We start from the raw sequence: 15,740 nt of genomic DNA, 5'->3' as shown, positions 1-15,740 counted from the left end.
AGGAAATCATGGCATTTGATAATCTAACCAATCGTTTACAGGATACATTTAGAAATATGACGGGCAAAGGGAAACTTTCTGAAAAGAATATTACGGACGCACTTTCGGAGATCCGTATTTCCTTGCTTGAAGCAGACGTGAGTTTGGAAGTCATTAATGAACTCCTTGAACATACACGCAAAGAGTCATTGGGGATGAAAGTTGTTCGTGATGTTGATCCATCACAAATGTTCATTAAAATTGTCAACGACAAGCTTATTGAAATTTTAGGTGAAGAACAAGTAGGTTTAAGCTTTACTAAGAAACCAGGCATCATGATGATGGTTGGTTTACAAGGTTCTGGTAAAACCACAACAATTGCGAAAATTGCCAACGAACTCACTAAAAAAGAAGATAAGAAAGTCCTTCTTGTTGCAGCTGACCTTGCTCGTCCTGCAGCGATTGAACAACTGAAAATTCTTGGAGAACGCATTGGTGTTGAAGTCTTCAGCAAGGAGAATGCAACACCGGTTGAAGTCGTCCAAGATGCTCTTGCATACGGCAAAGAATTTGACGCTATCTTAATTGATACGGCAGGACGTCTACAAGTTGATGAAGCATTGATGCAACAACTCGTTGATATTGAAAAACTTGCCAAACCAGAAGAAATTTTACTCAGTGTTGACGCAATGTCAGGGCAAGATGTTATTCATGTTGCAAATGGATTTAAAGAGAAATTAAATCTAACGGGACTTGTTGCAACAAAATTTGATGGCGATTCCCGTGGGGGTTCTATTCTTTCGGTTCGTTATATGACAAATGTGCCTGTTAAATATGTTGGTGTGGGTGAAGGTATTGATGAAATCGATGCATTCTATCCTGACCGTACCGCATCCCGTATTCTAGGCATGGGTGATATTGTTTCTCTTGTTGAAAAAGCACAAGAGAAGATGGATATTGAAGCAAGTGAGAAATCAGCCGAACGTATGATGAAGGGCCAATTCACCCTTGATGATATGCTCATTCAATTACAACAAGTCTCAAAAATGGGGCCTTTGTCCGGACTTCTAAAAATGCTTCCAGGTGCGAACAACCTTGCGGGTCAAGTTGATGACGCAGATGCAAGCAAAGGCATGAAGAAGACAGAAGCGATGATTTTGAGTATGACAAAAGAAGAACGTAATGATCCAAGTATTATTCGTTCAACACGTAAACGTCGTATTGCTAATGGTTCGGGTGTTTCAACAACAGATGTAAACCGACTTTTAAGTCAATATGATAAAATGAAAAAGCAAATGAGAATGTTCTCAAGGATGATGGGATAATACACCCTTAGTCTTGATGTAACCTGTCAATTTAGAGTAGCCATGGGCTACTCTTTTTTATATCTTTTTTACTGAATGATTTGTGTGAAAAATGAAAACGGATTCAGAATAATTGACAGGTTGCGAAACGAGGGCTATAATAAGTTTGTATTTAATATACAATATATTGTATATAGGAGGTTGAATTGGAAGAACGATTGAAAGTTTTACGTGAGAACAACATCATTGACCAAGATGTCCATGACTATTGTCTCAACGTATATGAAGGAATTATCAAGCGAGAAGGCTTGGATAGTTCTGCTGCGGAAGTGCTATTGACACACCTTGCAATGGCAACACAACGCATTCGCAATGACGACGTTGTCAACGCAATGGATGATTTCATTTTAGATGAAATCAAAATGTTTGCAGACTTTGAGCGTGTACAGGTTTTAACAACTGAAATCCTCACGGACGGTGTTGTTGAATTTCCAGACAGTGAAATGCAATTCATTTGGTTACATCTAAGTAATGTCTTAAGAGAGAACGGAGGAGACAACTAGAATGAAAAAAATAGTAGTAGGTGGACAAATCGATAAACAAGCAATCGCTGCCCTTGTTGAAAAACTTGGCGGTGATCATGTATCGGTTGAAGTAAAAGGTGATCTTGATGCAGCCATGGCGATGAAAGCTGGCGAGTATGATTATTACGTTGGTGCTTGTAATACCGGTGGCGGAGGCGCATTAGCGATGGCGATGGCAATGCTTGGTCCTGATTTGTGTTCAACTGTGTCAATGCCTGGATCCATTAAAGATGAGTCATTCATGGTGGATGAAGTATCTAAGGGAAAGAAAGCGTTTGGTTTTACAGCCCAACATGCTGAACATGTTTTACCGATTTTGATTCGAGAATTCATTAAATAAAAGGAGAATAAATAATGGAATTCATTATTATCATGGCTATTGGTGCATTGGCATCAATCTTAGCCAACAAGGGGATTGCCGTATTCAACGATGGTTTTAGACCACTCGTACCACAATATTTTGATGGGAAAATCAGTCGTAAAGAATTAGCAGCAACAAGTTTTGCAATTAGCTTTGGTTTGGTTGTTGGATTTGGTATTCCAACATCAATCGCTGCTTCAATTATCTTGATTCACTCCATCTTACTTGCTACCGATATCATTGGTACAGTATTTAAAGATGATATGAAGGGAATGATTTTTGCTGGAGTTGCCGGTGCACTTTATGGGGCAGCTATCTTAGGTGGACTACAAGTAATTGTAGATCTCTTTAGCAAATTACCATTTGACTTCTTAAGTGCCTTGGGAGGCGTAAGTGCTCCAGTTACTGCAGCGTTCGCAATCTTCCCTGCTGTTGCTGTTGCAATGCAACACGGCTTCAAAAAGGGTGCAATTACAGGTGCAGTTTCAGTTCTAATTTGGTTTGTTGTCAAACGTTTTGGTACATTCGCAATCGGAGAGGCAACAGTAGCACTCAATGCCGAAGGTATTGCAATGTTGTTTGGAACGGTCATGATGTTATTTTTTGCAACACGTACAAAGACAGATGCAAAAACAAACAATCAAGATTTAACAAACGTATTCTCAACTCAAGTATCACGTATCCAAAAAAACTGGTGGGTCCTTGGATTGATGGGTGGTTTAATTGCTGCGGGAACAAGTCTTCTTATTATTGCTGGTGACCCAACATCACTTGCATTGCTTGCAGAAGGTCAATTCGCGAGTGCTGCAATGGCTGCATTTGCGCGCGCAATTGGATTTATTCCACTCGTATTTACTACGGCGATTGTAACCGGTGTTTATGGACCTGCGGGTGCAACATTTGTCTTTGCAATTGGTATCTTGCTTCATGGTAACCCATTATTTGCATTCGTTGTTGGTGCTGTCGTCATGGTTATCGAAGTATTTTTAATCAATGCATTTGCAAAAGGTATGGATAAATTCCCAGGTGTTCGTGAAATGGGAGAACACATCCGTACATCGATGAGTAAAGTTCTAGAAGTAGCATTGTTAGTCGGTGGTGTTACTGCCGCAAATACAATGGCAAATGGCATAGGTAGTCTCTTTGTTATTGGCTTCTACTTACTGAACAAGCAATCTAAGAAACCTATTGTTGATCTTGCTGTTGGTCCTGTTGCAGCGATTGCATTTGGTATTCTTCTTAATATTCTGTTGGTCATGGGACTTTGGGTTCTACCCGTTTAACCAATGACACATAAAATAGCAAATTTCGCAATTAAATCTTTCAATACATTCAATCAACCTTCTGTTGTGGAAGCATACCCAAATATTATCCGGGAATGTGCCGACCGCCTTGAAAAAGGTGAAGAAGTTTATTACGTTGGTGTTAAAAACACCAACGTAATTCCTTTTGAATATTTAAAGACGTTGGAAAAAGCAGGATACCTCATGCATACACGCGATGCGATGTCAGAACGTGGTCGTGCGATTGACCATTGTTTGCACAACCCCATCACAGGAAGACTCATGACTGGATCATCCAGTGGGACAGCAATAAATGTATTTAAAGGTATTAACGATATTGGTATTGGAACCGATGGCGGTGGCTCTGTTTTGGGACCGGCAATTGCATTGAATCTTTTTGGATTTATATCGCCACGCATCTGTAATGAAGCATTGTCACAGTATTCAAAGAAATCAACAGACAATATTACGTTTCAACCCTCAATAGGATTCATTTCAAAAACACTGGCACCAATCCAAAATATTGTTGCTCTGAGTTTGCCGCTTGTTCATTCAAAATCACTCACCATGCGTATTGCTGAGTCAAAGAATGTATTTCATACGGCGGCATTTGAAACAGTCGTTTCCACATTTCCAAAGGCTGAACGCATAGAACTTACTTACGATGCGTCATCCCGTCAAGCGTTGATGAATGATTTGGACGCCGTTAATTTTGATGCGGAAATATTAGTATGTTTTGAGGGACCGGTTGATTTGTTTGAATATGGTGATTCGCTCATGGGTCACTATTCAGAAGCAATGAAAGAATACCAAATGCAAGGATATAAGTATTATCTAACAGTTGTAAATATGTTAGGGTTGAGCGCATTAATCATTCCTACTCAGGATTTAAGTGTGGGGATACTGATGATTTGCAAATCGGAGGAAGCTCATATTCAAACCATGTTTGAAATGGCTAAAAGGATCCAATTTGAACGCTCAGCATTAGAAGAACGTTATTTTTCAGTTGAAAAATACTGATTATGGAGGTAAGAATGGCACTATTAAAAGAGGGATTAACATTAATTCATGAACATACAACCATTGATTTGTCGAAAGTAAAAAACAATCCTGATTGTTTCTTAGACTGTTTTGATGAAACAGTTCAAGAATATCGTGATTTGTATGACCTGGGTGTTCGTAACATCGTTGATGTTACAGCTATGGGGATGGGCCGCAATGTTGACTATGTAAATAGTGTTGCTGATCTAACAGGCATCAACATTGTACAAGCAACAGGATTCTATAAGGAACCATTTTTACCAGCATTTGTTTATGAACAAAGTATTGAAGAGCTTGCGCAACACATGGTGAATGAAATTCGTAACGGTATTGATGGAACGGATACAAAGGCGCAAGTTATTGGAGAAATTGGTACAAGTGTTGATGTTATGGAACCAATGGAACGTAAAGTATTTGAGGCTGCAGTTCTTGCTGCAAAAGAAACGGGTGCAATTATTTCAACCCATACATCCTTAGGAACCCTTGCTTTAGAGCAAGCTGCATTCTTTGTAGAACATGGTATTGATCCACGTAAAGTAATTATTGGTCATCAAGATTTATCGGGGAATCTCGATCAAATTCGTACATTGATTGATATGGGGTTTAATGTGGCATTTGATACTATTGGCAAAAACAACTACTTTCCAGATCGCGAACGTGCGGTTTATTTAAAACAACTTCAAGATGAAGGAAAACTCGATCACATTACTTTGGCACTGGATATTACTCGTAAGTCAAATTTCAAGTATCAAGGTGGTATTGGATACTCCTATCTTTTCACAGATTTCCTTCCCATGTTGCGTGAAGAAGGCATCACCGAGGCATCCATTCAAATGATGATTAATGATAACCCGCAACGTATTTTCGGAGGTGAAATTCGATGAAAGCACACCCATTACCAAGCCTTACAATAGACCAGGCGATTGCGATGCAATTCAAACTTGTTGATGCAATCACGCGTGAATTTGATGGCTATGAGATTCTTACAAATGGGGATTTGGGTGTACACCCGGCTGGAAATCAGCCGCAAACAACACGTAAGGTCGAGCGTGTACTTGCTGATCTCTTTGATGCGGAAGATGCTTGTTTTGTTCGCGGTGCGGGAACTTCAGCAATTCGTGAAGGCTTGGCAAGCTGTACAAAGTCAGGCGATAAAGTCTTGGTCCACACATCGCCAATCTATTCAACAACCATCACTACTTTTGAACATTTAGGTTTGGAAGCTGTGAGTTGTGATTTTAATAATCTTGAATCCATAAAACAAACGCTTCAAGAACATGCAGATATTCAAACTGCACTCATTCAATACACACGACAAAGTTTGGAAGATAGTTATGATATGGATGAAGTTATTGCCTGCATTAAGGGTATACGCGCAGTTACCATCGTAACTGATGATAATTACGCCGTTATGAAAGTGGCGCAAATTGGATCTCAATTGGGTGCTGATATGTCCTGTTTCTCGATGTTTAAATTGTTAGGTCCAGAAGGCATTGGATGTGTTGTTGGAAATCGTGAAAACATTGCGAGCATTCGGAAGTTTCACTATTCAGGCGGAACACAAACACAAGGGTTTGAAGCGATGGAAGCCATGCGCTCATTGGTGTATGCTCCTGTTGCGCTTGCTGTTCAAGCGCAAGAAATTAACAAGATTGCCCAACGTCTCAATGCGGGTGAAATTACAGGTGTTGAAGAAGCCGTGGTTGTGAATGCCCAATCAAAAGTTGTACTGGTTAAATTTAGCGAACCAATTGCAAAGCAAATTCTCGAAGCAACAGCACAACATGGTGCTGCTGCATACCCTGTTGGTGCGGAAAGTAAATATGAAGTCGTGCCGATGATTTATCGTGTATCAGGAACGATGCTAGCATCTGATCCAGCGTTTTCGGAATATTGGGTCCGTATTAATCCGATGCGTAGTGGTGCCGATACTGTTATTCGTATCATTAAGGAAGCACTTGAGCAGGTGATATCGTGTTCTTAGATACTGTTAACCGTCGCAATCGTGCTCTGATTGATGTCACGATTGACTTACACCAAAAAGGAATATTGGAACCCGATAGTTATGTTATCGATATGGATGTTTTACGTGTCAATGCAAAACAAATCCTTGAAGCGGCGCATGCCAATAATATGGATGTTTACTTCATGCTCAAGCAACTCGGACGTAACCCTTTGATTGCGAAGGAACTCGTAGCAATGGGATATCGTGGCGCTGTTGTTGTTGATTTCAGAGAAGCAGAGATTATGATGAACCATAATATACCCCTTGGGAACGTTGGACACCTTGTTCAACCACCCAAGCGTGGACTCAAACGCGTTATAGACTATGGTGTCGAAGTTTTCACAGTGTTCTCCTTTGATAAAGTTTTGGAAATTCATGAAGCCGCACAAGAACTTGGCAAGGTACAAGACATTATTGTAAAAGTATCCGATGCGAGTGATTTGTATTACAGTGGCCAGATGTCTGGAATCGATTTGACGCGTCTTGATGAGTTCATGGACCAGGTTGCCCAACTATCGCATGTACGCATTGTTGGTGCAACTGCCTTCCCGTGCTATTTGTATGATGCGAATACGGGTCGTGTTGAGAAGACACCCAACTATACAACCGTTATTGAAGCGGTTGGAATGATGCGTAAACGAGGGCTTGAGGTGACGCAAATCAATGTGCCCTCAACAACCTGCGTCTCAACCATTCGCGTGATGGCGGAAGGGGAAGGAAACATGGGGGAACCAGGACATGGACTTACCGGTACCACACCAGCGCATGCGTATCATGATTTGGAAGAATTGCCTGCTGTTATCTATCTCAGTGAGGTATCTCATAATTTCCGTGGTAAGTCGTATGCGTATGGTGGTGGACACTATCGTCGCTCCCACGTCAAGCATGCTCTGATTAATGATGGAACCTTGGAAACAAGAGATGGTGTCATTCCCGTGAATGATGATAGCATTGATTACTATTTTGAACTTGATCACGAACAACCGGTCAGTGCAACAGTAATCATGGCTTTCCGTTTTCAAATGTTTGTTACGAGAAGTAAGGTTGTTCTCATCGAAGGGATCCAGTCACACAACCCTCAACTTCTAGGAGTCTATGACGGAATTGGTAAAGTCTATGAATAAAGGAAGATTTATTGTGATTGTGCTTGATAGTTTTGGTATTGGAGCAATGGCAGATGTACCCGAAGTGCGTCCAGCTGATATCGGGTCTAATACCTGTCTCCATTTGTTAGAATATCCAGCTGCGAAACAGTGGCCAACTCTGATTGACTTGGGATTGATAAATGCACTCAATAAAGATGTTCCTGGTTTTCCAAAAAGTAAGAATGCCATCTTCGGTAAGAGTAATTTGAAACACTTTGGCGCAGATTCCTATTTTGGACATCAGGAGATTGCCGGAACCGATCCAAAGAAACCGTTATTCACTCAAATTCAACGGCACCTTGACGATATTGAAGCGGATTTGCTCTCACAAGGATTCACAGTTGAACGTGTAAGTCGTGGTGGACTGTCGCTTCTAAAAGTTAATGATGTTATTTGTATTGGCGACAACATGGAAACTGATTTGGGGCAAGCAATCAATGTTGTCGGTGCTTTGGATTACTGTGGATTCGATTTAATTGATCAAGTCGGACAAATCGTGCGGAAACATGTTCATGTGCCCCGCGTCATCGCATTTGGCGGGTCGGGTGTTACCATAGAACGGATTCTTGATAATATTGTTGTTAGCGGTGATTTTATTGGCATTGATGCACCGGGATCGGGTGTTTACGATCAGAATTATCATGTCATTCATATTGGCTATGGTGTTGATACCAGTAAGCAAGTCCCAATTGCATTGGCAAACATCGGTGTAGAAAATCATTTTTATGGTAAAGTTGAAAATATCATCTACAATCCAAAGGGCACAAGTTTTGCGTGTGTGGACACGGAAGATACTTTTGATGCACTGCTTCAGGATATGAAGGACTACACAACAGGATTCTTTTTTCTAAACATTCAAGAAACCGATCTTGCAGGCCACGCTGAAGATGCAGAGCGCTATATTGATCGTCTGAATGTTTCGGATCGAAAGCTTGCACAACTCATTAATTGTTTAAATCCTCAAGATTTTCTTGTAGTGATGGCAGATCATGGTAATGATCCGACCATTGGACACACGCGTCATACCCGCGAAAGAGTACCGCTTTTGATCAAACAGACACAGCATAAGGGCCTTATTGATATTGGTGAACGCGATACAATGGCAGATGTTGGTCAAACTGTTGCAGATTATTTTGGTACTAAAATTGAACACGGTACATCATTTCTTGATAAGATAATGAAATAAGCTATCACAAACATTGAATATTATTAACTGCTAATCAGATCGATTGGCAGTTTTTTTGTGCCTTTTAACGTTGGGAAACAAATCTATTTTGAAGGAGGTCAAATATTTTCATTTTCGAAAATTCGTGAACTTATCAGTATCGAAAGTATTTGATATATTAGTTTTGTGAGGAAGATGTATTGTGAATCACACATCAACGAGAGGGGATAAAACAACTATGAAAATGAGTAAACCGCAATGGAAGTAGATGGCCGTTATCTCGATTTATCATTTAATCGGAACATCTAATAGTAAAAGTGCTTTGTAACATAAGAGCATGTGAATCGAATAACGAGAAATATAGAGTTATGAAGAATATGAAGCATAATATGAAGAAACAGACATATAACAAACAAACACGCAAAAATTCACCGATTAGTTAAACTTTCAATACAGTTAAGAACAAATCACCGAATTAAATACTGAGTCAAGGTAGTATAGGGTTAGAATTCAACGTTAATTCTGAACACGCTACCGACTCAGAAAACGAATAATTCAAACAAGGAGGAAATTATTTTGAATAAGAGATTAAAAAAAGCATTAGGAATATTGCTCGCTGGTTTAATCACTATTACATCATTAAATGGACAAACGGTGTTTGCCAATAATGATAGTGAAATCAGTAATGACGATGTATCCGTAAAAACTACGAAAACATTAAGCGATGATGAATCAAATGTTCTCGTCGATATGGAATTTACAGGTAAGGAAGGTATCGAGATACTTGATCTTACTCTAGAAGAAGAAATCTTTACGCTAGAAGGTGCGAAATCATACCGCTATCTAGCACAAGCGAATGGTGAATATACATTCACTTTACGTTATGTAAAGAATGATGTTGACTCAGAAGAAGTGAATGATCATGTTGAAACAACTGATGAAGAAATTGTAATTGAAGAAGACGAGCCAGAAGTATTTGAACAAGTCTTCACAGTTGTTGTGAACGAATTTAACGTCGAGGTTAATGAGGAGGTTGAATCTATATTACCGCTAGAACAAGCCTCGCCATCAATTGATATTCAACAAACCGGAGTACAAGTAGGAAATGACTACGTGATTACTCAGGGAAATCTAACTGTCACAATCTACGGTTATAACCCAAGTGTAGGTATGCAAATAAAGCAAGAGTATGATTTCCGCGTGGAGGCTGATTATTTAGGTGATGATAAAAACGTTAAAGAAATTGAAATTAAGCTCGCACCGGGGATGTCTTTTTCTAAATATGAAGTTAAGTCCGATGCAATTGAGAAATTCGGGGAACTTGACATGGAATCAACTTATGTTAATTTCTATGAATCAGTGGAGAAACCGGTGCGCCATGAGTTTTATCCTGCGAGTCTAGGAACTGTCAAGTATACTGTCGTACCAACATCTACAAAATCAGATTTGACTAGAACAAAAATATCAATAGACCCATTTATATATTATGGAGAAAAAAAGATTGAGAATGCAATTGAAGTTTCGACTTCTATAAATGGCACAGTTGTTGACTCAATTAGCGAAAGTGTTCTTGCTACGGGTGATTACATGTATAAAATATCATATAACTCTAGTCTTGACCACACAATGGTTGAAGGTGATGAATCGATAATAGACTATAACAATGAAAAAAAAGGCGTAAGTGGATATAGCGACAGTGCATTTTATCCTGCTGATACATTTGCTGCTGAAGAAACTTACTCAATTTACTATCCAATCGGAATGAAATTTATAAAAGCAACCAATTCCAATGGAAAAATCACAAATGTTGTGTATGATGATGAAATAGGTCATGCAAAAATTACACTTACAAATATATATGGTGCAGCTAGGGTCGGATTGCATCTCGATGGATCATTTCTTGAGCCTGGAATTCATCAAATTAGTGGACCTGAGGTTTCGTCGGTAACTATGACAACCTATGATGGTACAGTAATACATTCAGAGAATGAGACAAAACCTTCCATTCATAGAAAAATAATAGTAATTGATCCAATAGATATTGAAAATAGATTATCGTTTGTGTCATCTAATACGTCATACAGTTCTAATATTGCGGATGATTATTTTGATTTGAACGTACCGATTAAGGTATATAATGATGTTACTTCAATCAAAGAGAACCAATTTCTGCACATTAAAACAACTGCAAATTATCAAACAGCTAAAATTAGTCTTCCGTTTAATATGGAAACCGCACAATCTAAAGTAATACGTTACAAGACTAATCAAAACAATGCTTGGAGAGTGATATCCTCTAATGAAATAGAAGTCAGAGAAGAATCAGGCTCAAGAAATATAACTCAAATTAGCATAGGGTCAGTTGGTTTAAATACGAATGAGTTCTTCACAGAAGTTGAAATTGAACTTGGAGATGTCGAAAAGGGATATGAATTCAGTACTTCCGAAATTGGATATACATCGGCACATGCGGGAATGATCGGTAGATTAGCTAAGGATACTGGCAATGCAACGATGACAGTACAAACATACTCTAGAGATGAAAGTGGTCAAGTGCATCCCGGCTCCATCAACTCAAAAGACCATATTATTAGACGGGGCGCAGTTAGTGGCTCCGTGATTGGACCAAATATTGCTAATAATACTATATTCGCTGGTGACAAGAAAACGGTCAGCCTATCACTAGGAAATAATTTATATCATTATACAAATGGTGTAGGTATAAAACAAGCTAGCATATTTTTTAAACTCCCAGATGGATTATCAATTGATCGTGAGAGTTTCCAAATTAAGAATCGTTTTGGTGATTTATATGATTACGAAATTGGTGAAGAATACTCTCTCAGCAATGGAGAACGTTATATGCAATTAGATATTAATTCTCCAATAGGTGGTTATTTTGGCGCTGATTCTGCAACATGGTTTGGAACGGTGACAATTAAATATGACTATCTAGCGTCTCTATCTGCATCAGGATCTTACTCGTTCAGTGATTTAATTTTTGTAAATGACGGTACAAATGATCTTGTTCTGCAAAGACAAAGTGGTTTTCCGGCAATCGTCACTGATTCAAACGATATTAATCAAAATGGAAGTATTTCAGATACATTTTGGCCTGCGCAAAACAATATATTATCAATTATTTCGAAAAACCAACTTATTATAGATACTTTCATCCAACCTCAAGGAGCTGATCGCCAACCTTCATTTGTACCAGGTGATGACCAATCCGCTGTAGGATTTACACCAGGAACAATTGCTGACTATAACATCGTTATGTTGAACAATCTACAGGAATCAAGCGTTAAAGAGTTTACAACTTATATTCCTGTACCTAAAGCAGGTAATGACTTTGGGACAGAATTCCAATCAACACCATTTGATTGGAACATGAAACTCAATGGTGCTCCTACAATTCTAATCACAGATGCTGATGGCAATGATATTACTGCAGAGAAAATGAGTGATTATGAGATTTCATATTCAAACGCTGCAACAAATAAAGACAACTATGTTGGTGCTCCTTATGGATCGAGTCCATTAGCTGATGCATCAATGATTCGTGTTGTTAACAAATCCGGAAACATGGTTCCTGGTGAGAAATTCACGGTCGTCTTTGAGTACGAAGTTGATGAAGTAGCCGGTGCACCAGAAACTGAAGCACGTCTTGGGAAAGTTAATGACTTCCGTCCATATTACTTCTATGATGCTGGTAATGCAGGATGGGATTCAGGATCACGTGTTGGTGCGCGCCTTGAAATTGGTGAAGTAAGTGGATTCGTCTTTGAAGACGTTAATGCTAACGGAATCTATGATTCTGGAGATACATTCTTAGCTGGTAAAACAGTCGTTCTTTATAAAAAAGATACGACAGGAAAATTTGTGGAAGCAGAAACAACGCTGACTCAAGCAGGTGGAACGTATGCATTTGAAGGCCTTTCAAATGGTGACTTCTACGTTGATTTCAACGGAGCTCTTGATTCTGGATACGAGTTTACATTAAAGAACAAGGGAACGGATGTTTCGGTTGACTCTGATGTAGACTTTACAGGTGACAACAAAGGTAAAACTGTTGTGCTTGACTCGACGAAGAAGACATCACAATCGATCTCTGCGGGCCTCATTAAATATGATGCAACGCAATTAAAAGCAAATATTACTAAAACAGAAACAACAATCATTGCAAAGAATGGTGAAGATTTAGCATTTACAATCGAACCTGCAATCTTTGATTCAATTAAACAATCTGTAAAATGGACTTCAAGTGATGCAACCATTGCTTCGGTATCAAATGGTTATGTAAGTGGAAATGCTGCGGGTAAAGCAACAATCACACTGACAATCGAAGATATCTATGGAAATATTGCATCGGATACAATTGAAGTTACGGTAACACCAAATACACCGCCTGTTCTTGAACTTGTGGGAACAGAAGTGGATTGGGAAGTTATGACAACGGGATTTGATGCGAAAACATACATTAAGTCTGCAACTGACGCTGAAGACGCAGGTCTGGGTGTTGATGATGTTGTTATTACATTACCATCAAATATGAACTTAAACCGTATCAGTCAATTTACAGTCATGTATGAACTCACCGACAGTGATGGAAACGATGTACGTTCCCTCTTAACTGTGAATGTTGTTGATACAACAGCGCCAGTGATTACAGCTAAAGATGTAACATTAGAAGTTACCCAAGTTGCTGCTGATCACAAGACACTTGAAGAACTTACAGCATTGGCAACCATTGTTGTGAGTGATAACTATGATGCATCGGTTAAGCCAACAATCGTTGGGCTTGATGCTGTAAAACAAAATATTGTTGGTGACTATGTTGTCACTGTTAATGCAAAAGATGCTTCTAATAATGAAGCAATTGAAGTTGAATTCATTGTTCACATTGTTGATAAAACAGCACCAGTGATTACTGTTGGTGAAGCTATTGTTGATATTGAAATCAATGGTGGTACAACAGCTGAAGACTTCTTAGTAGCTGCACAAGTAACAATATCCGATAACTCGGGTGTAACAATTACCCCAACACATGACTTTGCAATTGTTGACCAAACGAAATTGGGAACAACAACAGTCACAATTACAGCAAAAGATGCTGCTGGAAATTCCGAAACAAAGACTGTAACAGTCAATGTTATCGATACAACAAAACCAGTTCTAGTTGTAAATAATCTTATTGTAAATATCGAAGTTAATGACATCGATGCTGATGATATCATGATCCTTGCAGGAGCAAGTGCAACTGATAACTCACTCGAACCTATGGTATTGACTTCAGACTTTGATACTGTTGTTAATATGGGAGTGCTTGGGAAATACCAAGTAACCATTAGTGCAAAAGACAGTTCAGGTAATACAAGTTCACAAATTGTCGAAGTTAACATTAAAGATGAAACAGATCCAACATTAACAGCTGCTAATGCAGACTTAAAAGTTGAAATCAATTCAGTCTTAACGGAAGCTGACTTTATGAAGCTTGCGAAACTAACATTCGATGATAACTCAGGCGTTAAACCAACCATCACCACAACCTTCAGTTCAGTAGACTTGAGTCAATTGGGTGAGACATTGGTAACAATTACAGCGACTGACGGTTCTGGTAACGCTACAGATATTATCGTTAAGGTAACTGTAGAAGATACCATTGCGCCAGAACTCACAGTTTTAAACAGTAATGTTTCCCTTGAAATCAATGGAAACACAAGTGAAGAAGCATTCCGTAAGGCTGCTGGAATCACTGCAACGGATAACTCGAATGCAGTCACAATTACGACAACTTTTGATCAAGTTGATCAAAGCATCGTAGGTGAGACAATTGTAACCGTAACAGCAACTGATGAAGCAGGGAATGTAACAACTGCAAACGTAACAGTGAAGATTGAAGATACCATCGCACCCGTTATTGAGACAACGCAAGGTGATATTGCAATTAACATTGATACACCGATCAGTGAAGCAGATTTCTTGGCACTTGTTGATGTTACGGCCCATGACAACTCACTGGGTAATGTAACAATCACAACGGATTTCGATATTGTGGTTGATCAAATCGTACCCGGTGCAGAATACCAAGTAACCGTTACTGCAACAGATGAATCTGGAAACGCATCAACAGTTATTATCACCGTTACAATGGTTGATGATGTTGCGCCTACAATTGATGGTGGAAGCATTCAAACATACGTTGTTGACAGTGTTATTACTGAAGCAGATTTCTATGCAAATATTGGCCTTATCACAAGTGACAATGCTGCGGAAGCATACCCAGTAACCGTTACTTCTGACTTTGACCTTGTAGACTTTGCAACAATTGGCGAGTATACCGTAACCATTACAGCAACTGATTTTGTTGGTAATACAGCAACACACACAGTGATTGTAACAATTCACCGTGATGCAACATTCCATATCGACGCTAAGGGTATTGTTATCCATGCGAAAGATTTAGGAACACTGCTTGCTACTGGAGATATTGAAACAACGATTCTTAAAGCAGTAGAAGCAAAAGCATGGAAAGATGATGCATTGGAAGGAATTATTGACCTACCAGTATTTATCGCCAACAAAACTGAACTCGAGTCATTCTTGAACCGAACAGATCATGTTGATGGTGAATCAATCAATGTAAACCTAACAACATTAAATCCACTATCGCGTATTGTAGGTGGTGCTGAGAAAACAGTAACAATCGTAATCGAGCAAGATGCAGCTGTCATTACACCTGAAGGGCCCGTTCTTCCAAGTACGGGTGTTGCGAATACACACATTACACTTGGAGGGCTATTCGTAGTAGGGTTGGGTGCAATCGCATTACTTGCTTCAAAAAAGAAAAAAGAACTCGAAAATGAGTAATTA

Annotated in this window: 10 protein-coding genes; all 10 read left to right on the top strand. The window is 39.2% G+C overall.

The genetic code is table 11. The annotated features are described in order from the left end of the window. Window positions 1–8 precede the first annotated feature (8 nt). Entirely contained in the window at window positions 9–1,304 is a 1,296-nt protein-coding gene (gene ffh / locus G7062_RS08900) for a signal recognition particle protein (RefSeq protein ID WP_166065571.1), read from the top strand. A 185-nt stretch (window positions 1,305–1,489) separates the two neighbouring features. Further along, the gene (locus G7062_RS08895; RefSeq protein ID WP_166065570.1) at window positions 1,490–1,846 is read left to right on the top strand and encodes a PRD domain-containing protein; all 357 of its coding nucleotides are present in this window, start codon (window positions 1,490–1,492) and stop codon (window positions 1,844–1,846) included. A 1-nt stretch (window position 1,847) separates the two neighbouring features. Beyond that, window positions 1,848–2,207, top strand: a complete 360-nt coding sequence (locus tag G7062_RS08890) for a DUF2620 domain-containing protein (protein WP_166065569.1) — start codon at window positions 1,848–1,850, stop codon at window positions 2,205–2,207. A 14-nt stretch (window positions 2,208–2,221) separates the two neighbouring features. After that, window positions 2,222–3,511, top strand: a complete 1,290-nt coding sequence (locus G7062_RS08885) for a YhfT family protein (protein ID WP_166065568.1) — start codon at window positions 2,222–2,224, stop codon at window positions 3,509–3,511. A 3-nt stretch (window positions 3,512–3,514) separates the two neighbouring features. Further along, window positions 3,515–4,531, top strand: coding sequence for an amidase family protein (locus G7062_RS08880; protein ID WP_166065567.1), 1,017 nt, complete (start codon window positions 3,515–3,517; stop codon window positions 4,529–4,531). Window positions 4,532–4,545: 14 nt separating this feature from the next. Further along, window positions 4,546–5,436, top strand: a complete 891-nt coding sequence (locus G7062_RS08875) for a phosphotriesterase (RefSeq protein WP_166065566.1) — start codon at window positions 4,546–4,548, stop codon at window positions 5,434–5,436. After that, window positions 5,433–6,536 carry an aminotransferase class V-fold PLP-dependent enzyme gene (locus G7062_RS08870; protein WP_166065565.1) on the top strand — a complete coding sequence of 368 codons (1,104 nt, stop codon included), beginning with the start codon at window positions 5,433–5,435 and terminating at the stop codon, window positions 6,534–6,536. Before G7062_RS08875 ends, G7062_RS08870 begins: the two co-directional genes overlap by 4 nt. Next, entirely contained in the window at window positions 6,527–7,681 is a 1,155-nt protein-coding gene (locus tag G7062_RS08865; protein WP_166065564.1) for an alanine racemase, read from the top strand. The genes G7062_RS08870 and G7062_RS08865 overlap by 10 nt, the downstream gene beginning before the upstream one ends. Next, window positions 7,674–8,888: a phosphopentomutase gene (locus tag G7062_RS08860; RefSeq protein ID WP_205700123.1), complete on the top strand. Its 1,215-nt coding sequence runs from the start codon at window positions 7,674–7,676 to the stop codon at window positions 8,886–8,888. The genes G7062_RS08865 and G7062_RS08860 overlap by 8 nt, the downstream gene beginning before the upstream one ends. A 555-nt stretch (window positions 8,889–9,443) precedes the next feature. Beyond that, complete coding sequence (locus tag G7062_RS08855) at window positions 9,444–15,737, top strand: LapB repeat-containing protein (protein WP_166065562.1); 6,294 nt, start codon at window positions 9,444–9,446, stop codon at window positions 15,735–15,737. Window positions 15,738–15,740: the final 3 nt, after the last annotated feature.

This window comes from Erysipelothrix sp. HDW6C, assembly GCF_011299615.1.
In the GTDB taxonomy this organism is placed as follows: domain Bacteria; phylum Bacillota_I; class Bacilli_A; order Erysipelotrichales; family Erysipelotrichaceae; genus Erysipelothrix.
The sequence above is the reverse complement of the archived record's forward strand: the minus strand, read 5'-3'. Positions and strand labels throughout refer to the sequence as shown.